This is a genomic window from Nocardioides mangrovicus (assembly GCF_003674065.1).
GTDB classification, from domain to species: domain Bacteria; phylum Actinomycetota; class Actinomycetes; order Propionibacteriales; family Nocardioidaceae; genus Marmoricola; species Marmoricola mangrovicus.
Map to the genome: position 1 here is coordinate 62209 of NZ_RDBE01000008.1, position 18896 is coordinate 81104.

An 18896-nucleotide genomic window follows, 5' to 3' on the forward strand; every position below is an offset into this window, starting at 1 on the left:
GCACCGCAGAACCGCTGCAACGTCTGGGCAACGGGTCCGTGCCTAGCGTCACAGGCACACCCCAGCGACGAAGGAGTCAGCCATGCCGACGTATGCACAGCCGGGCACCGAGGGGAGCGTCGTCTCCTACAAGCCCCGCTACGACCACTGGATCGGCGGCGAGTACGTCGCCCCGGTCAAGGGCCAGTACTTCGAGAACGTCTCGCCGGTCAACGGCAAGGTGTTCACCGAGATCGCGCGCGGCACCGCCGAGGACATCGAGGCCGCCCTCGACGCAGCGCACGTCGCCGCACCGGCCTGGGGCAAGACCGCCGTGGCCGAGCGCGCCAACGTCCTCAACAAGATCGCCGACCGCATCGAGGCCAACCTCGAGATGCTGGCGGTGGGGGAGACCTGGGACAACGGCAAGCCGGTGCGCGAGACCATGGCCGCCGACCTGCCGCTCGCCGTCGACCACTTCCGGTACTTCGCCGGCGCGGTCCGCGCGCAGGAGGGACACCTCTCGCAGATCGACGACGACACCGTCGCCTACCACTTCCACGAGCCGCTGGGCGTCGTCGGCCAGATCATCCCGTGGAACTTCCCGCTGCTGATGGCGGTCTGGAAGCTGGCCCCCGCACTGGCCGCCGGCAACGCGGTCGTCATCAAGCCCGCCGAGCAGACCCCGGCCTCGATCATGCTGCTGATGGAGCTGATCGCCGACCTGCTGCCCGCGGGCGTGGTCAACGTCGTCAACGGGTTCGGCGCCGAGGCGGGCGCGCCGCTGGCGTCCTCGAGCCGCATCCGGAAGATCGCCTTCACCGGCGAGACCACGACCGGCCGGCTGATCATGCAGTACGCCAGCCAGAACCTCATCCCGGTCACCCTCGAGCTCGGCGGCAAGTCGCCGAACATCTTCTTCGAGGACGTCGCGGCCAAGGACGACGACTTCTACGACAAGGCGCTCGAGGGCTTCTCGATGTTCGCGCTCAACCAGGGCGAGGTCTGCACCTGCCCGAGCCGCTCGCTCATCCAGAACTCGATCCTCGAGCAGTTCCTGCCCGCCGCCACGGAGCGGACCAAGCGGATCGTGCAGGGCAACCCGCTCGACACCGACACGATGATCGGCGCGCAGGCCAGCAACGACCAGCTGGAGAAGATCCTGTCCTACATCGACATCGGCACCCAGGAAGGCGCCCGGATCATCACCGGCGGCGAGCGCGTCGACCTCGGCGGCGACCTGTCCGGCGGCTACTACGTGGCGCCGACGATCTTCCAGGGCACCAACAAGATGCGGATCTTCCAGGAGGAGATCTTCGGCCCGGTCGTCTCGGTCACCGGCTTCGACGGCTACGACGACGCGATGCAGATCGCCAACGACACCCTCTACGGGCTCGGCGCCGGCGTCTGGTCGCGCGACACCAACACCGCCTACCGCGCGGGCCGCGACATCCAGGCGGGTCGCGTGTGGACGAACTGCTACCACCTCTACCCGGCGCACGCGGCCTTCGGCGGCTACAAGTCCTCGGGCATCGGGCGGGAGAACCACTCGATGATGCTCGACCACTACCAGCAGACGAAGAATCTGCTGGTGAGCTACTCGCCCAAGGCGATGGGGTTCTTCTGATCGGTGCCGAGCGAAGCGAGGGACCGATCGATGGTGGTTGAGCAGCGAGCGCGGCTGAGGAACGAAGCCGCGACGGAGCGTGCCGAAACCAGATGCCGGGACGTCGGCACATGAGAGTCGAGCGCGTCGCGATCACCCCGGGGGCTGCGGACCTGCTCCGCAGCCTCCGGGCCGACCACGCCAAGCCGCTGATGTTCCACCAGTCCGGCGGCTGCTGCGACGGCTCCGCGCCGATGTGCTTCACCCAGGGGACCTACCTAGTGAGCCCGGCCGACGTGCACCTCGGCGACCTCGACATCGGTCCGCTCGACGATGTCGACGACACGGGCGTCGTGCCGGTCTACATCTCGCGCGAGCAGTTCCGGTACTGGTCGCACACCCACATCACCATCGACGTGGTGCCCGGACGGGGAGCGGGCTTCTCGATCGAGGGTCCGACCGGCCATCGGTTCATCATTCGCTCGCGGATCTTCACCGACGCTGAGGCCGATGAGCTCGCCACCGAACCGGCCGGCTAGCCGGTCGGACGGGCCGCCTCAGCCCTGGGTGACCTTGACCAGCTCGACGGAGACCACCGGCTTGCCGTCGTACCCGTCGGCCTCGCCCTTCGTGGCCTTCTTGGCCTCGGCCTGCACCAGCTTGATGCTGGCCGCGTCGAGCTGGCCGAACTGGGTGTAGTCCTTGGGCAGCTGGGTGGTGTCGTAGTCGATGAAGAACTGGCCGCCGGAGGTGTCGGCCTGGCCGGTGTTGGCCAGGGCGAGGCTGCCGATCTTGTAGTCCTCCTGGCCGGTGAGCTCCTCGGCGAAGGCGTAGCCGGGGGTGCCGGTGCCGGTGCCGGTCGGGTCGCCGCACTGCAGCACGTGGAATCCCCTGCTGTCGCTGGTGATCCGGTGGCACGGGGTCTTGTCGTAGTAGCCCTGCTTGGCCAAGGAGAGGAACGAGTTCACCGCGCACGGTGCGTTCTTGGCGTCGAGGGTGGCCTTGAGCGTGCCGAAGTTGGTCTGGATGGTGACGGCGACGTCGCCCGTGGCGACCGGCGTGCTCGGCGGCAGGTCCACCTTGCGGGCCACCTCGCCGTTCTGGGTCGGCGTGTAGGTGCACTGCCCGTCCTTGGACGCGCTGGCACTCGCGCTGCCGGACGCCGAGGACCCGGCGTCCTGGGAGCCCGACGCGCCACAGCCCGCGAGGCCGAGGCCGACGAGGGGGACCAGGACGCAGAGGCGGGCCAGGCGGGAACGTGTGCTCACAGGGCCCGAGACTATCCAGCAGGCCTATCCGCGACATGCCCCGGTTCGTCGCAGGATCTCCGCATACGCCGCGATGCGTCATCGAGGATTTACGGGAAGGGGGTTCCGCTGCGAGAGCCCGGTCGCTAGCGTGCAAAAGGTTCATCGGCCAGCCCGGGCCGATCTCGACGGGATGGACACCTCTATGAAGAACGCACGCAGACCACTGACCGCAGTGGTCGTCGTAGGCGCACTGGCAGCAGCCGGCGTCGCCGCCACGACTCCGGGGGCGCAGGCGAGCAGTCGTCGCAACGTGCCTCACAGCAGGCCCGGCTGGGTCGCCAGGTCGCACAGCCTCGGCAAGCCGGCCGCCTCGAAGCAGACCACGCTGAAGGTGTACCTGGCCCCCCACGGTGGGCTGGCCGCGCTCAAGGACGACGTCGCCGCGGTGTCCACGCCCGGCAACGCGCGCTACGGCAAGTTCCTCAGCGCCTCGCAGTACCACGCCACCTACGACCCGACCAGTGCCGAGGTCAAGGCGGTCAAGACCTACCTCAAGGACCAGCACGTCACCACCACCGGCGTCGCGGCCCACCACGCCTACCTCACGGTGCGGGGCACCAACGCCCACATCAGCAAGGCCTTCGGTGTCTCCCTGGCGAAGTTCCAGCACCAGGGCCAGGCCGTGCAGGCCAACACCGACGCCGTCACCCTGCCGGGCACCATCGCCTCCAGCGTGCTCACCGTCACCGGTCTGGACACGACCAAGACCAAGATCCAGCACCTCAGCTCCACCCCGGCGCCGCCGCCGGCCGGCTTCAACAACGCCCGGCCGTGCTCGACGTTCTACGGGCAGGTGCTGGCCACCAAGCAGGCCGACTACAAGACCCCGCTGCCCAAGTTCAACGGCAAGTCGTTGCCCTACGCGGTGTGCGGCTACACCGGTCCGCAGCTGCGTGCTGCCTACCAGGGCGCCAACCCCAGCGGTCTCGACGGCAGCGGCGTCACCGTCGGCATCCTCGACGCCTACGCCTCGCCGACGATCGCCCAGGACGCGCAGACCTACGCCACCAACCACGGCGACGGCAGCTACGCCAAGAACCAGCTGACCCAGGTCACTCCGAGCGCCTACACCAACCAGGCCGACTGCGACCCCTCCGGCTGGTTCGGCGAGGAGACCCTCGACGTGGAGGCCGTGCACGCCATGGCTCCCGGCTCGAAGGTCCGTTACTACGCGGCGGCCAGCTGCTACGACGACGACTTCCTCAACGGGCTGACCAAGATCGTCAACCAGAACAAGGTGCAGGTCGTCAGCAACTCGTGGGGCGAGCCCGACGAGGGTGAGAACGGCGACGCGCTCGCGGCCTACCAGGAGGTCTTCATGCAGGCCTCGATGCAGGGCATCAGCGTGCTGTTCTCCTCCGGTGACAACGGTGACGAGCTGGCCAACACCGCCATCAAGCAGACCGACTCCCCGGCCTCGAGCCCGTACGTCACCGCCGTGGGCGGCACCGCCGCCGGCATCGGCTCCGACGGTTCAATGACCTTCCAGACCGGTTGGGGCACCCAGAAGTACAGCCTGAGCGCCAGCGGTCAGGCCTGGACCCCGGTGGGTTACCTCTACGGCGCCGGTGGTGGCACCTCGTCTCTGTTCAACCAGCCCAGCTACCAGAAGGGTGTCGTGCCGTCGTCGCAGGCCAACGGCCGTGCGGTTCCTGACGTCGCGATGGACGCCGACCCGACCACGGGCATGCTGGTCGGTGAGACGCAGACCTTCACCGACGGCGTGCGCTACGGCGAGTACCGCATCGGCGGCACCAGCCTGGCCTCGCCGCTGTTCGCGGGCCAGACCGCGCTGATGCTGCAGAACAGCGGGGGCAAGTCCGCCGGACTGCTGAACCCGCTGCTCTACAAGCAGCTGAACAAGGCGGCCTACGTCGACGACGTCAGCGGACCCGGCCCCGACGCCGGCAACGTGCGCGTCGACTACTCCAACGGCGAGAACGCCTCGGACGGCCTGCTGTACTCCATCCGGACCTTCAACCAGGATTCGTCCCTGACCGTCACGAAGGGTTGGGACAACGTCACCGGTGTGGGTTCGCCGAACGCGGGCTACATCAACTACAAGCTGAAGTAGCACCTCGCGTGTGGCCCAGGACGTGCTCGGCACGTCCTGGGCCACACGTCTGTCCACACCTAGAGTGAGGGCGTGGACCCGATCGCGAGGCGGCTGGCCAAGGTGGGCGGCTCGATGCTCATCGTCGCCGCGTTCCTCGTGCTGATCCTGGTGCTGGCACGCCACCTGACGTGGTTCACCCTCGTCGCGCTGCTGGTCGCGATGGCGGTGGTGCTGCGCCTCAACATCGCCCGGGTGGACCGCAAGTTCGACCGCGCTCCGCGCTGAGGCCCCTCTAGTCCGGGCTCATACTGAGCGGCTTGCTCTCGATCACCTGAGGAGCCGCGGCCGTGCCGGAACATCACGGCAGCGGGTCCGGTTGCCACGGACATGCGTGTACTACTCACCGGAGGAACAGGTCTCATCGGCTCGGCGACGCTGCAGGCGCTGCGCGACTCGGGGCACGAGGTGATCGCCGCGGTCCGCAGCGACAGCTCGGCGCAGACGGTGGCGGCGGGCGGTGCGACGCCCCTGGTCGGCGACATCACCGACGTCGCGTGGCTGACCGAGCAGCTGCGAGGTGTCGACGGCGCGGTCCACCTGGCCGCCGACAACCGGGGCCCGGCCATGGACGAGGCCGTCACCGACGCGGTCATCGCCGCGTTCGACGGCACCGACAAGCCGTACGTCCACACCGGCGGCGTGTGGGTGTGGGGGAGTGGCTCGGACCTCAGCGAAGACGACCCGCAGAACCCGCCCGCCATCACGGCGTGGCGCTCGGGACCGGAGACCAAGATCCTGCAGTCCGGCGTCAAGGCCAGCCTGGTGGCGCCCGGCATCGTCTACGGCGCGGGCGGGGAAGGCATTCCCCGCATGCTGGTCGACGGACCCCGCGACGAGAGCGGTGCTCTCACGCTGATCGGCACAGGGGAGCAGCACTGGACCACCGTGGCCGCCTCCGACCTCGGCGAGCTCTACGTGCTGGCGCTGGAGCGCTCGAGCGGTGGCACCTACATCGGCGCCAGCGGGCAGAACCCCACCGTGCGCGAGCTCGGCGAGGCGGCTGCGGACAGCGTCGTGGCCGGCAGTGCCGACGAGGCGCGCGAGCGGCTGGGCGAGGGCTTCGGCGACGCGCTGTTGCTGGATCAGCAGGCCAGCGGGGCCAAGGCCCGCTCGGAGCTGGGCTGGGAGCCCAACGCGCGCTCGCTGGTCGAGGAGCTCAGAGGCTGACCTCGTCGCCGATCCGGACGGTGCCGCCGCGAACGGTGCGGAACACCGTGCCGGCCCGGCGGCGCAGAGCGGCGGCGGCGCCCGGCGCGATCTCGTCGTCGAGGATCCGGCACGGCGCGGCCACCCGCACGACCTCCAGCTCCACCTCACCGATCCGCACCCGGGCGCCGGGAGTCGTCGGCACTTGGCCGTGGTCGATCGTGATGTTGCGGCGGGTGCCGGCCGGCTTCACCTCGAGCCCGAGGTCGACGGCCGCCGCCGCGAGCCCGTCGGCCGACTGCACGGTGACCTGCCGGTGTCTGGCGTTCTCGTAGCGGTCGCCGGTGATGCCGTGACCGGTCTCGACGACGACCTCGTCGACGGCCTTCATCGGCAACCGCCGGCCGGGGGAGAGGTGGAGCGCGGCGACGGTCGGCACCCGACCATTGTGGATGGCGCACGGTGAGGTTGTGATGCCATCAGGTTTCCTGTCAAACTTCGGGACGTGACGACCCCGACGACGGGCGAGACCCCGGTGAACCGGGAGGGACTGCCGCCGACCCTCGAGCTGGCCCGCGTCGACGACGTGCTGGTCGTGCGCCTGAACCGCGCCGCGAAGCGCAACGCGCTGGACCTGGCGACGGTCGACGGGCTGGAGGCGGTCTTCGCCGACCCGCCGGAGTGGGCGCGTGCGGCGGTCGTCGACGCCGACGGCGAGCACTTCTCCGCGGGCCTGGACTTCGCCTCGCTGACCGACCTGGACCCGGTGGCCAGCCTGCACCACTCGCGTCGTTGGCATGCCGCCTTCGACACCATCGAACGGGGCCGGATCGCCGTCGTGGCGGTCCTGCGGGGGGCGGTCATCGGCGGCGGTCTGGAGCTGGCGAGCGCCTGCCACCTCAGGGTCGCGGAGCCGTCGGCGTACTTCGCGCTGCCCGAAGGGCAGCGTGGTCTCTTCGTGGGGGGAGGCGCCTCGGTACGGGTGCCGCGCCTCATCGGCGTGCACCGGGTGATGGACATGATGCTCACCGGCCGTGTCATCTCGGCCGCGGACGCGGTGCCGCTGGGGCTGGCGCAGTACGCCGCCGACGAGGGCGCCGGCTACGGGCTCGCGCTCGAGCTGGCCTCCAAGATCGCGACCACCCCGACGATGACGACGTACGCGGCGCTGCACGCGCTGCCCCGCATCGCCGACGCCGACCCCGACAAGGGCCTCTACCTGGAGTCGCTCATGGCCGCCATCGCCAGCAGCAGCGAGGAGGCGCAAGCGCTGATGGGGGAGTTCCTGGCCGGCCGCGGGGCGCGGGTGACTCAGCACGATCGGTGAGCGTTGCTTATCGAGAGCAGGCTCGATGACAGCATGCGGTCAGCATCTACGATGCTATGCCGTCACCGTGCGTACGACGGTCACGTTGGACTCCGACACCGAGTCACTCGTTCGCCAGCTGATGGAGGAGCGAGGCGACTCCTTCAAGCAGGCTCTCAATGACGCCATCCGCGACGGTGCGTAGCGCCGCCCACAGGTCGCGTTCGAGACCACGGTGCGTCGCCTCGGTCGACCGACGGTGAACCTCGACCAGGCGTTGCGCCTGGCAGGTGAGTTCGAGGATGAGGAGCTGGTTCGTCGCATGCGCACCGGACGATGAAGCTCGTCGATGCGAACGTGCACCTGGCCGGCCCTGGCCGTCGAGTTGACATAATGTAGCTTATCGGCGACGAATGACGATCGCGGGCCACGCAAGAACTGAGAGCTGTCGGTGGGCTGGTGGAGACTCGGCCCGTGGACGAGTACTCCGAGACCGACCGGTTCCGTGGCGCGCGGATCCACCTGAGCGACCTGGCCGGCCTGGAGATCCGAGACTGCGAGGTCAGCGGGCTCAAGATCGTCGACTGCTACGGCGAGCAGATCAGCATCGGCGGCGGCTTCGATCGCGTGGTGGTCAACGACGTCGACGTGACGGCCTTCGTGGAGGGCGAGCTCGACCGGCAGCACCCGGCGCGGGCCCTGGCGCGCGAGGCCGTCACCGCCGAGGACTACCGGGCGGCGTGGTCGGTGATCGGCGACGACTGGCGCCGCACGTTCGAGCGTGCCGGCCGGCTGCCGCAGGACCTGCTGCACGAGCGGGTCGACGACGAGTGGTCGTTCGTGGAGACCCACCGTCACCTGCTCTTCGCCGCCGACGCCTGGGTGGGCAACGCCGTGCTCGAGGAGGACGACCCCTACCACCCGCTGGGCTTCCCGGCCGGCGCGATGCCCGAGGCGGACGCCGCTGGGCTCGGGCTGCGGCTCTCGGCGCGGCCGAGCCTCGAGGAGGTGCTCGCGGCACGGCGGGACCGGACCAGCAGCGTCCAGCGGTTCCTCGACTCCCTCACCGACGACGAGCTCGACCGGGTGTGCGGGCGCAAGCCGGCCGACCCCTACCCCGACGACCGCTACGTCGTGCGGCGGTGCCTCACGGTGGTGCTCAAGGAGGAGGCCGAGCACCACCGGTACGCCGTGCGCGACCTGGCCGTGCTCGAGTCGCGCTGAGCGGAGCCGGAAACCCCTCAGACCGCGCCCCGAGGTGCCGATCCACTTCTCGTGGTCTCTCCCCTGCCTCTCGTCGAGACGCCACGCCCTAGCCGCCTCCCTATCCGCATCGGCCCCCTGCGCTCGCTGACGGACCTGGTCCGCTCGTGGCTCCCCCGCGGCAACATGCTGCGCCCGGCCAGCTTCGAGCATCGCCACCGCCTCATCACGCGCTTCGCGCTGATCCAGGGCTTCGGGCTGATGCTGCTCGGCCCGGTGCTGCACCAGGGGGTCGTCGAGTCGGTGTTCGTCGGCTTCGTCGCCGTCGCGCCCGCCCTGCTGGCGCTGGGCAGTACGGTGCCGCGCCGCGTGCGGATGCTCTCGACCGTGGTCAGCTTGATGTTCGCCTCGGCCGGGCTGGTCGACCTGTGCCAGGGACTGACCGAGGCGCACTTCCACTTCTTCGTGATGGTCGGCGTGGTCTCGCTCTACCAGGACTGGGCCGCCTTCGGTATGTGCGTGCTGATCACCGTCGTGCACCACGCGGTGATGGGTCTGACCGTGCCCGACCTGGTGTTCGCCTCGGCTGCCGAGCGCGCCGACCCGGTCGGCTGGGCCTGCCTGCACGGCGGGTTCGTGCTGGCTGCGAGCGTGACCCACCTCATCGCCTGGCGGCTCAACGAGCAGCAGGAGCTGCGCGACCCGCTGACCCAGCTGCCCAACCGAGCGGCGTTCCTCCACGGGCTCACGACGATGCTGCGCGAGAGCGACGCCCCGGTCTCGGTGCTGTTCGTCGACATCGACGACTTCAAGACCATCAACGACTCCGGCGGCCACCACGTCGGCGATCAGGCGCTCTTCCACGCGGCGCACAAGATGGCGGACTCGTTGCGCTCCGGTGACCTGATCGCCCGCATCGGCGGCGACGAGTTCGCGGTGCTGATCCCCGCCACGGCCGACGTCGCCACCGAGGCTGCCGACCGCATGGCCAAGGCGCTCCAGGCGCCCATGGTGGTCGACGGTCGCGAGGTGTTCGTGACCGCGAGCATCGGCGTCGCCGATAGCGAGCTGGCCCGCTCCCGCGACGGCGAGGACCTGCTGCGCGACGCCGACCTGGCCATGTACACGGCCAAGTCCGAGGGCAAGAACAACGTCGTCACCTACACCGCCGGCATCGACCGTCGCGTGCGCGAGCAGGCCGAGCTGACCCAGGACCTGCGGGTCGCGCTGGACCTCGGCCAGTTCGAGGTGCACTACCAGCCGGTGTTCTGCAGCAGCGGTGAGCGACTGTGCGGCGTCGAGGCGCTGCTGCGCTGGCACCACCCCGAGCGCGGCCCGGTCTCCCCCGCCGTCTTCATCCCGCTGGCCGAGCGCAGCGGCAGCATCAAGGAGATCGGCGAGTGGGTGCTGCGCACGGCCGCGCACCAGGTCGCCGCCTGGCAGCGCGAGCTGCCCGGCTGCGCCGACCTGGAGCTGGCGGTCAACCTCTCCCCCGCGCAGCTGCGCGACCCCGCGCTGCTCACCACGATCGCCTCAGCCCTCCACGACAGCGGGCTGGCGGCGCACGATCTGATCCTGGAGGTCACCGAGTCGATGCTGCTCTCCGACCTCGACCTCGCCCGGCGTCAGCTCAACGCCGCACGCACGATGGGCGCCCAGGTGGCCATCGACGACTTCGGCACCGGCTATTCCTCGCTGTCCTACCTGGCGAAGCTGCCGGCCGACCAGGTCAAGATCGACCAGTCGTTCGTGCGTGAGCTGGAATCGGGCGCGACGTCGGTGGCGCTGGTGCGCACCATCGTCGACATGGCCCGCGCCCTGAACCTCGACGTGCAGGCCGAGGGCGTCGAGGAGGTCATGCAGCAAGACATCCTGGCCGAGCTCGGCTGCCCGCGCTCACAGGGCTACCTGTACTCCCGGCCGCTGCCGGTCGCCGGCTTCGCGAGCTTCGCGACCGAACGGGCCACGCTGCCCGAGCGGGCCGGCGTCGCCCAGCTGCCTTTCGCGCCCGTGGTCGACCCGGTGGAGCAGGTCTCGTGAACGTCGCCGAGGCGCGCAGCTTCTGGGACGTGCACCTGGGCCACGTGCTCATGCTCGGCGGCTGGCTGCTGGTGGTGGCGGTGTGCTGCCTGCGCAACGCCCGCGACGTGCACCTGCGCCGCTCGCCGTGGCTCTACGCCGCGGCCGCCGCGACGGTGCTCTCCGGCGCCGTCCACCTGGCCGTGACCCGCGAGCACTTCGAGGAGTCCGCGCTCTACGGCTGGTTCTTCCTCGTGCTGACGATCGTGCAGCTCGCCTGGGCCGCCCGGCTGGTGCTGCGACCGCGGCTCGCGTGGCTGTTCGCGGGCGCCGCCGGCTCGCTCCTGGTGGTCCTGCTCTGGCTGGCCACCCGCACCATCGGCATCCCGCTGGGCGCAGCGGCAGGCGAGCGCGAGGCGTTCGGTTTGCCCGACCTCATCGCCTCGGGCGCCGAGGTGGGCGTGGTGGTGTTCGCGCTGCTGGCGATGTGGCCCGTCCTGCGACCCGTGCCTGGCATCGTCCGGCCGGCGTGACCCCTCCTGGTCTGTCCGGCCGCGTCGACGGGCCTTGGGTCAGCAGGCGTAGTCGTACGTCGTCGTGCGCGGTGCCGGGGCCTTCACCGGCCTGGTGTGGCCGCGTAGCGGGTAGTAGCGCGTCCAGTCGACCTGCATCGTCGACCGCGCCAGCCCTGCGGGCTGGAACGCGTCGAGCTGGAGGTCGAGTGCGAGCGGGATGCCGGAGGTCATCGTGGCGTCGCGGTCGGTGACCACCGCACGCCCGTCGACGAACCAGGTGACGCTGCGCCGGGTGACCTCCACCGCGTAGGTGTGCCAGCGGGTGGTGTCGCGGCGCACGGAGGCGTAGTGCTGGCGGGCCGGCAGCGCATGCAGGAAGAAGCCGACCGGGGCGCCCAGGTCGTACTCGGCGACGTCGATGTCGGTGGCGCCGCAGTGGTAGCGGGCGAGGTCGTGCGGGATCAGGGCGAGCACCGCGTGGTAAGGGCTACCGGTGCCACTCGAGCGGGTGCGCAACCGCGTCTCCCAGCGGCCGTAGCGGTGCAGCCCGCGGTCGAGCGCGAGTCCGCCCGTGAGCGCCTCAGGGGTGCCGGCGATGGTGAGCACCCCGCCGCCGAGGCGCACCTGCGAGGGGCGTCGCAGCCCGTTGCCGCCGTTGCCGGGCGAGTCGAAGACGCCCCACACCGAGCGCAGCCGCGAGCGGTCGAACTCCTCGCGCCAGGCCGGCTGGCCCCAGCCGTACGCCCTCGCCGCGGTGCTGGCACGCGTACGGTCGGCGTGTACGGCGGGCGTTGCGTGGGCGGGCGGCGAGGCCAGCGCGAGAGCCGGGCCGAGTGCGGCCAGGCAGGCCGCAAGCAGCAGCGAACGTCGTCCAGCCATCACTCCCCCGTCGGCTGAGATCCGGACCTTCCGCCCATGATCTCAGACGCCGGGTGCTCTCAGGCGTGGATGTAGGAAGCCAGGTGCTGCCCGGTGAGGGTCGAGCCGTCGGCCACGAGGTCGGCCGGGGTGCCCTCGAAGACCACGGTGCCGCCGTTGTGGCCGGCGCCCGGGCCGAGGTCGATGATCCAGTCTGCGTGGGCCATCACGGCCTGGTGGTGCTCGATGACGACGACCGAGCGGCCGGCCTCGACGATGCGGTCGAGCAGCCCCAGCAGCTGCTCCACGTCGGCCAGGTGGAGGCCGCTGGTGGGTTCGTCGAGCACCACGACCTCGCCCTTGTCGCCCAGGTGCGTGGCCAGCTTGATCCGCTGCCGCTCGCCGCCGGAGAGGGTCGTCAGCGGCTGGCCGAGCCGGAGGTAGCCCAGGCCGACGTCGTCGAGCCGTTGCAGGATGGCGTGAGCGGCCGGCACCTTCGACGGGCCGTCGGCGAAGAACGCGAGCGCCTCGGCCACCGGCATCGCCAGGACCTCGCTGATGTCGCGCTCGCCCAGCGTGTAGTCGAGCACCGAGGCGTCGAACCGCCTGCCCTCGCACACCTCGCAGGTCACCGCGACGCCGGCCAGGATGCCGAGGTCGGTGTAGGTCACGCCGGCGCCGTCGCAGTGCGGGCAGGCACCCTCGGAGTTCGCGCTGAACAGCGCCGGCTTGACGCCGTTGGCCTTGGCGAACGCCTTGCGGATCGGCTCGAGCAGCCCGGTGTAGGTGGCCGGGTTGCTGCGCCGCGAACCGCGGATCGCGCTCTGGTCGACGGTCACGACGCCCTCGCGGCCCGACACCGAGCCGTGGATCAGCGAGCTCTTGCCCGAGCCGGCGACGCCGGTGACGACGACCAGCACGCCGAGCGGGATGTCGACGTCGACCACGCGCAGGTTGTGGCTGCTCGCGCCACGCACCTCGAGCGCGCCGGTGGCCTGGCGCACCTCGTCCTTGAGCGAGGCCCGGTCGTCGAGGTGCCGTCCGGTGAGGGTGTCGCTCCTGCGCAGCTGGGGGACCGTGCCCTCGAAGACGATCTCGCCGCCCTCGGTGCCCGCCTTCGGACCGAGGTCGACGACGTGGTCGGCGATGGCGATGGCCTCCGGCTTGTGCTCGACGACCAGCACCGTGTTGCCCTTGTCGCGCAGCCGCAGCAGGAGATCGTTCATGCGCGCGATGTCGTGCGGGTGCAGGCCGACGGTCGGCTCGTCGAAGACGTAGGTGACGTCGGTGAGCGAGGAGCTGAGCTGCTTGACCATCTTGACCCGCTGCGCCTCGCCGCCCGAGAGCGTGCCCGAGGGCCGGTCCAGGCTGAGGTAGCCCAGCCCGATCTCCACCATCGCCTCGAGGCTCTCGGTCAGGGCGGTCAGCAGGGGCGCCACCGAGGCGTCGTCGAGGCCGCGCACCCAGTCGGCGAGATCGGAGATCTGCAGGCCGCTGACCTCGGCGATGCTGCGGCCCTGGATCTTCGAGGAGCGCGCCAGCTCGCTGAGCCGCGTGCCGTCGCACTCGGGGCAGGTCGCGAAGGTCACCGCGCGCTCGACGAACGCGCGGATGTGCGGCTGCAGGGAGTCGATGTCCTTGGACAGCATGGACTTCTGGATGCGCCCGACGATGCCCTCGTAGGTCAGGTTGATGCCCTCGACCTTGATCCTCGTCGGCTCCTTGTAGAGCAGGTCCTCGAGCTGACGCTTGGAGTACTTCTTGATCGGCTTGGCGGTGTCGAAGAAGCCGCAGCCCTTGAAGATGCGGCCGTACCAGCCGTCCATCGTGTAACCGGGCACGAGGAACGGGCCGTCCTCGAGCGACTTCTCCTCGTCGTAGACCTGCGTCAGGTCGATGTCCTCGACGCGCCCGCGCCCCTCGCAGCGCGAGCACATGCCGCCGACGACGCTGAAGCTGCGGCGCTCCTTGGTCTGCCGGCCGGCCTTGGTCGTCGTCACCGCACCGGCGCCGCTCATCGAGGCGACGTTGAAGGAGTACGCCTGCTGGGTGCCGATGTGCGGCTCGGCCAGGCGGCTGAACAGGATGCGGAGCAGTGCCCCGGTGTCGGTGGCGGTGCCCACCGTGGAGCGCGGGTCGGCGCCGAGCCGCTCCTGGTCGACGACGATCGCCGTCGTCAGACCCTCGAGCACGTCGACGTCGGGGCGCGCCATCGTGGGCATGAAGCCCTGTACGAACGCGCTGTAGGTCTCGTTGATCATCCGCTGGGACTCCGCGGCGATGGTGCCGAACACCAGCGAGCTCTTGCCCGAGCCGGACACGCCGGTGAACGCGGTCAGCCGCCGCTTGGGCAGCTCGACGGTGACGTCGCGGAGGTTGTTGACCCGGGCGCCGACCACCCGGATCCGGTCGTGGCGGTCGGCCTCACGACTGCTCGTCATCGGGCGATCGTGACAGATGCAGCCGCGAACAGAGGAACGTCGCGAGATCGCGCTGGAGCCGGCGCGCGTCGTCGAGCACGGCGTCCATCCACCAGAACCCGTGGATCATGCCGTCGTAACGACGCTCCTGCACCTCGACCCCGGCCCCGCGCAGCCGCGCGGCGTAGGCCTCGCCCTCGTCGCGCAGCACGTCGGAGCCGGCGGTGGCCACGAACGTGGGTGGCAGCGCGGACACGTCGTCGGCGAGCAGGGGTGAGACGCGGGGGTCGCCGCCCTGCTCGTCGTCGACGTACTGGCGCCAGAACCAGGCCATGTCGGCGGCGTCGAGGCCGAAGCCGGTGGCGAACTCGGTGTACGACGCGGTGGTGCGGGCGTGGTCGAGCGCCGGGTACAACAGCGCTTGGGCGGCGATCGGCACGCCGTCGGCGACGAGCTCGGCGGTGGTGGCTGCGGCCAGGTTGCCGCCGGCGCTGTCACCGACCACCGCGACGGCGGCCGGGTCCACTCCCAGGTCGTCCGCGTGCTCGACCACCCACCTGACCGCGGCGACGCAGTCCTCCAGCGGCACGGGGAACCGGTGCTCGGGCGCCTTCTGGTAGTTGACCGTCACCACGGTGAAGCCGGTGTCGACCGCGAGCACCCGGGCCGGCTCGTCGACCACGTCGAGGTTGGCGATCACCCAGCCGCTGCCGTGGAGCACCACGACCGCCGGCCCGGGTGCGCCGGCCAGCCTCGGCCGGATGACCCGGATCGGCAGGTCGCCGTGCGGACCGGGGATGAAGCGGTGCTCGACGTGCGCCACCGCCGGCGCGGGCCGCTGCAGCTGCAGGTAGCCCAGGCCTGCCGCCCGGGCCTGGGCCACCGTCGACTCGGCGATGGTGGGCAGTCCGGCGATGCCGGCCAGGTGGGCGGCGGCTTGCGGGTGCAGGGCGCTCATCGGTCGGCCTCGTGCGTCGTCGAGAACACCAGGACGCTGCCGGCCAGCGCCATCGCGGCGCCGACCCACACCGGTGAGCGCCAGCCCAGACCGAGCGCGATGGTCAGCCCGCCGAGCGCCGAGCCGATCGCGTTGCCGAGGTTGAAGGCCGCGATGTTGGCCGCCGAGGCCATGGTCGGGGCGTCTCCTGCGAACTGCATCACCCGCACCTGCAGGGCGGGCGTGGCGGCGAACCCGACCAGGCCCATGGCCAGGAGCAGCACCACCACGGCCGGACGCCAGGACGCGGTGAGGGCGTACGCCACGAGGACCAGCGGCAGCAGTACGGCGAGCACCCGGAAGGTCGTGGTGAGGCTGCGGTCCGCGGCGCGGCCGCCGAGCAGGTTGCCGGCGAACAGCCCGACGCCGAAGACCACCAGCAGCCAGGGCACGGCCGTCTCGGAGAAGCCGGTGACGTGACGCACGAGTGGCTCGACGTAGATGAAGGCGCCGAAGAGGCCGCCGAACATCGTCATCGTCAACAGCATCGAGACGATCACCTGAGGCCGGAGCAGCACGCCCAGGTGCGAGCCGGCCGTCGGCGGCGCGGGACGCCGGGGAACCAGGAGCCGGACGCCGGCCATGGCCACCACGCCGATGGCGGCGATGCACCAGAACGCCGCTCGCCAGCCGAGCTGCTGGCCCACGAAGGTGCCGAACGGCACGCCGAGGACGTTGGCCAGGGTGAGGCCGCCGAACATCACCGCGACGGCGCTGGCCCGGCGGTGGACCGGTACCAGGTCGCCGGCCAGCACGGCGCCGATGCCGAAGAAGCCGCCGTGGCACAACGCCGTCACCACGCGGCCGGCCACTGCGACGGTGAAGTCGGGTGCGGCCGCCGTCGCAGCGTTGCCCACCACGAACAGGCCGAGCAGCACCAGCAACGCCGCGCGCGGTGGTCGTCGGGTGAGGGCGGCGGTCACCGTGAACGCCCCCACCACCACGGCGAGGGCGTAGCCCCACACCAGGGCACCCGCGGCGGGGACGCCGACGTGGAGGTCGCGGGCCACTTCGCTGAGCAGCCCGGAGATCACGAACTCGGTGAGCCCGATCCCGAAGCCGCCGACCGCGAGCGCCAGCAGGCCGGGCGGGAGGGAGCGATGCTCCTCGACGACAGGTGGGGCGCACGCGGGCAGGGCAGAGCTGTCCATCACGGGGTCTCCTCGACGGATGGGTGGAGCGGACGGGTGGAACGAACGGGCTAGAGGGGCGGGCGGCCGCTAGCCGGTGACGGTGCGGCTGGCCAGCAGGCGCAGCGCGTCGTCGTCCGGGCTGCCGGGCACGGCGTGCTGGAGCAGCAGCCGGTGGCCGTCTTCCTCGGGCAGGTGGAGCACCTCGAAGCGCAGGTCGAGCCGGCCGACGTCGGGGTGGTGGTAGCGCTTGAGGCCGTGGGTGCACAGCTGGACCGGGTGCTCGGCCCACAGCCGCGCGAAGTCGGTGCTGGCCAGGCTGAGCTCGCCGATCAGTCGGGCCAGGGCGGGGTCCTCGGCGCGGGTGGCGCTGAGGAACTGCAGCGAGGCGACCGCGAGCGTGGCCTCGTACTCCCACTCGCGGTGCAACACTCGCGAGGCCGGGTCGGTGAAGAGCAGGGCCACCTTGTTCGGCGGCGTGGGGCCGGCCGGGGCGTCGGCGTCGAGGTGGGGAGCGACGACGGCGTGACCGAGCCGGTTCCAGGCGACGATGTCTTGTCGCGGCGAGAGCACGATCGCGGCGACGTCGGGCATCCGGTCCAGCAGCATCGGCAGATCAGTGCGCAGCCGCTCCCCCGGCGTCGCCACCGGGGCCGGCACGCCGGAGAGCCGGTAGAGGTGCGCCCGCTCGTCGGCGGAGAGACCGAGGGCCCGGGCCAGCGCGTCGAGCACCTGGGTGGACGGGTGGGTGGCCAGGCCCTGCTCGAGGCGCGTGTAGTACGTCAGCGACACGCCGGCCGCGTCGGCGAGCTCCTCGCGCCGCAGCCCGGGCACGCGGCGGGTCCCATACCCGCGCTCGCCGAGCGACTCGGGTCCGACGGCGGCGCGCCGGCTGCGGAGGAAGCCGGCCAGGTCCGGGGCCGCAGCGGTGGTCATGACTCCATCGTGCCCGGCGAGCCGGTCACGTGCCTGTCCCCCTCAGTGACAGTTGGGGAATTGCCCTGTGGACAACGCGTTCGGTGGGTTGCTCGACCAGGACGACGGCGCGCGACGTGCGGCAAGCGAGTCGTGTGCTGGAGTGGTCGCTCTGGCGACCGCTGGAGCACACGACCTGCTGCTGTGCGGCTCGATCAGGTGGGCGGCGCCTCGTAGACGACCCACCGCGTCCGAGCGGCGACATCGTCGTAGAGGCGCTGCGCGGTGCCGTTGTCCTCGGCGGTGATCCACCGCACCAGCGATCGGCCCTGCTCCCGCGCCAGCTCCTGCAACCGCCCGATCAGCGCCCGACCGACACCACGACCGCGCGCCGCGGGATCGGCGAAGAGGTCGTCGAGCCAAAGACCGACGGTGCCGGTCGAGGGGCGTGCGAACGGTCGGTGGTGGGCGATCCCGACCACCGCGCCCTCGACCTCGGCGACCAGACCCGACAGCTCGTGGGCGGGATCGAGCAGCCAGCCCCACACCCGGTCGATGACCGCGTCGTCGGGAGCGAGGCGGTAGAACGCGCGGTAGGCCGCGAAGAGCTCGCGCCAACGGTCGTGGTCGTCGGCCTCAAGCGGGCGCACCAGGGTCACGCGGCCGAGTATCGGCTCGGACCTGCGCGGCCGCCAACATCCGGGCCACCACCTCGCCCATGGTCTCGACCTCGAGCGGTGGACGCCCGGCAGACTGGTGCCGTGCCCCTGCCGCTGCCCGCTCCCCTGCTGACCACCAGCCACCTGATCGAGCTGGTCGTGCTCGCGGTGCTGGTGCTGGCCGTCGGGGCCGCGCTGCTGACCCGCTGGTTCGTCCGGCGCGGCCTGCAGAGCCCCTGGGCCGTCCGGCTGGTCAATCACGCCACCGACCGCGTCGTCGGCGTGGTCAAGCGGCCGATCACCATCGCCGTGCTCGACGAGGTGGCCGATGTCATCCAGACCGGGCACTACACGAAGAACATCTCCGACGCCCTGCTGGAGAACCGCCGCGAGCTGCGCGACCTGGTGGCCGAGAAGGTCAAGCACGACCCCAACGTGCGGCTGATCGGCAAGCTGCCCGGCTACGACCTGGTGGTGCAGGAGGTCACCGAGACCACCATGCGGGTGCTGGTGGAGATGCTCGCCGACCCGCGGATGGACGAGCTGGTCTCGGACCTGCTGCGCAACAACCTCCAGCAGATCAAGCGCGCCGTACGCGAGCGCCAGCACGAGAGCGTCAGCGTCAGCCCGCCCGATCCCGCCCCCAACTCGGCCCGTTCCACCAGCGCCACCCGTGCCCCCCGGACGCAGCGAGGCCGCTGACCCGTCGCAGACGTA

The 18896-nt window shown here is 71.0% G+C and carries 18 protein-coding genes; 10 read left to right on the forward strand and 8 right to left on the reverse strand.

What is annotated here, in order from left to right; all coding sequences use genetic code 11:
• Positions 1-82: 82 nt before the first annotated feature.
• Together exaC and D9V37_RS13080 are read left to right on the forward strand one after the other, a co-directional pair.
• Positions 83-1606, forward strand: coding sequence for an acetaldehyde dehydrogenase ExaC (gene exaC / locus D9V37_RS13075; protein ID WP_121806628.1), 1524 nt, complete (start codon positions 83-85; stop codon positions 1604-1606).
• A gap of 110 nt (positions 1607-1716) precedes the next feature.
• Positions 1717-2124: a DUF779 domain-containing protein gene (locus D9V37_RS13080; protein WP_198412535.1), complete on the forward strand. Its 408-nt coding sequence runs from the start codon at positions 1717-1719 to the stop codon at positions 2122-2124.
• An 18-nt stretch (positions 2125-2142) separates the two neighbouring features.
• Here D9V37_RS13080 and D9V37_RS13085 read toward each other — a convergent pair whose 3' ends face one another.
• Positions 2143-2853, reverse strand: coding sequence for a peptidylprolyl isomerase (locus D9V37_RS13085; protein ID WP_158604469.1), 711 nt, complete (start codon positions 2851-2853; stop codon positions 2143-2145).
• Between the two features lie 292 nt (positions 2854-3145).
• Between D9V37_RS13085 and D9V37_RS13090 the strand changes: the two genes are divergently transcribed.
• From D9V37_RS13090 to D9V37_RS13100, 3 genes are all read left to right on the forward strand, one after another.
• Positions 3146-4969: a S53 family peptidase gene (locus D9V37_RS13090; protein WP_158604470.1), complete on the forward strand. Its 1824-nt coding sequence runs from the start codon at positions 3146-3148 to the stop codon at positions 4967-4969.
• Positions 4970-5041: 72 nt separating this feature from the next.
• Positions 5042-5236 carry a hypothetical protein gene (locus D9V37_RS13095; protein ID WP_121806632.1) on the forward strand — a complete coding sequence of 65 codons (195 nt, stop codon included), beginning with the start codon at positions 5042-5044 and terminating at the stop codon, positions 5234-5236.
• A gap of 102 nt (positions 5237-5338) precedes the next feature.
• A complete protein-coding gene (locus D9V37_RS13100; protein WP_121806633.1) occupies positions 5339-6178 on the forward strand; it encodes an NAD-dependent epimerase/dehydratase family protein in 840 nt (279 codons plus the stop codon).
• On the opposite strand, the gene D9V37_RS13105 is transcribed toward D9V37_RS13100, so the two are convergent.
• Positions 6168-6596, reverse strand: a complete 429-nt coding sequence (locus D9V37_RS13105; protein WP_198412536.1) for an MOSC domain-containing protein — start codon at positions 6594-6596, stop codon at positions 6168-6170. The genes D9V37_RS13100 and D9V37_RS13105 overlap by 11 nt on opposite strands.
• Before the next feature lie 66 nt (positions 6597-6662).
• On the opposite strand from D9V37_RS13105, the gene D9V37_RS13110 reads away from it, so the two are divergent.
• The 4 genes from D9V37_RS13110 (at position 6663) to D9V37_RS13130 (ending at position 11218) form a co-directional block, all read left to right on the forward strand.
• Complete coding sequence (locus tag D9V37_RS13110; protein ID WP_232524906.1) at positions 6663-7484, forward strand: crotonase/enoyl-CoA hydratase family protein; 822 nt, start codon at positions 6663-6665, stop codon at positions 7482-7484.
• A gap of 453 nt (positions 7485-7937) precedes the next feature.
• Entirely contained in the window at positions 7938-8687 is a 750-nt protein-coding gene (locus D9V37_RS13120; protein ID WP_232524907.1) for a DinB family protein, read from the forward strand.
• Positions 8688-8852: 165 nt separating this feature from the next.
• Positions 8853-10706 (forward strand): putative bifunctional diguanylate cyclase/phosphodiesterase, encoded by a 1854-nt coding sequence (locus D9V37_RS13125; protein ID WP_121806634.1) that lies wholly within the window; start codon positions 8853-8855, stop codon positions 10704-10706.
• Positions 10703-11218 carry a hypothetical protein gene (locus tag D9V37_RS13130; RefSeq protein WP_121806635.1) on the forward strand — a complete coding sequence of 172 codons (516 nt, stop codon included), beginning with the start codon at positions 10703-10705 and terminating at the stop codon, positions 11216-11218. Before D9V37_RS13125 ends, D9V37_RS13130 begins: the two co-directional genes overlap by 4 nt.
• Positions 11219-11257: 39 nt before the next feature.
• Here the strand turns inward: D9V37_RS13130 and D9V37_RS13135 are convergent, their stop codons facing one another.
• The 6 genes from D9V37_RS13135 to D9V37_RS13160 all read right to left on the reverse strand — a co-directional run bounded on the left by D9V37_RS13135 (position 11258) and on the right by D9V37_RS13160 (position 18179).
• Positions 11258-12079 (reverse strand): glycoside hydrolase family 16 protein, encoded by an 822-nt coding sequence (locus D9V37_RS13135; RefSeq protein ID WP_147455942.1) that lies wholly within the window; start codon positions 12077-12079, stop codon positions 11258-11260.
• 59 nt (positions 12080-12138) lie between these two features.
• Entirely contained in the window at positions 12139-14499 is a 2361-nt protein-coding gene (locus tag D9V37_RS13140; protein ID WP_121806637.1) for an ATP-binding cassette domain-containing protein, read from the reverse strand.
• Positions 14483-15436, reverse strand: a complete 954-nt coding sequence (locus tag D9V37_RS13145) for an alpha/beta hydrolase (protein WP_121806638.1) — start codon at positions 15434-15436, stop codon at positions 14483-14485. The genes D9V37_RS13140 and D9V37_RS13145 overlap by 17 nt, the downstream gene beginning before the upstream one ends.
• On the reverse strand, positions 15433-16626 hold the full coding sequence (locus D9V37_RS13150; protein WP_121806639.1) for an MFS transporter: 1194 nt from the start codon (positions 16624-16626) through the stop codon (positions 15433-15435). The genes D9V37_RS13145 and D9V37_RS13150 overlap by 4 nt, the downstream gene beginning before the upstream one ends.
• Before the next feature lie 69 nt (positions 16627-16695).
• Positions 16696-17541: a helix-turn-helix domain-containing protein gene (locus tag D9V37_RS13155; protein WP_121806640.1), complete on the reverse strand. Its 846-nt coding sequence runs from the start codon at positions 17539-17541 to the stop codon at positions 16696-16698.
• A gap of 194 nt (positions 17542-17735) precedes the next feature.
• Positions 17736-18179, reverse strand: a complete 444-nt coding sequence (locus D9V37_RS13160; protein WP_232524908.1) for a GNAT family N-acetyltransferase — start codon at positions 18177-18179, stop codon at positions 17736-17738.
• Between the two features lie 102 nt (positions 18180-18281).
• Here D9V37_RS13160 and D9V37_RS13165 point away from each other — a divergent pair, with 102 nt between their 5' ends.
• Positions 18282-18881 (forward strand): hypothetical protein, encoded by a 600-nt coding sequence (locus D9V37_RS13165; RefSeq protein ID WP_147455943.1) that lies wholly within the window; start codon positions 18282-18284, stop codon positions 18879-18881.
• The last annotated feature ends 15 nt before the right edge of the window (positions 18882-18896 follow it).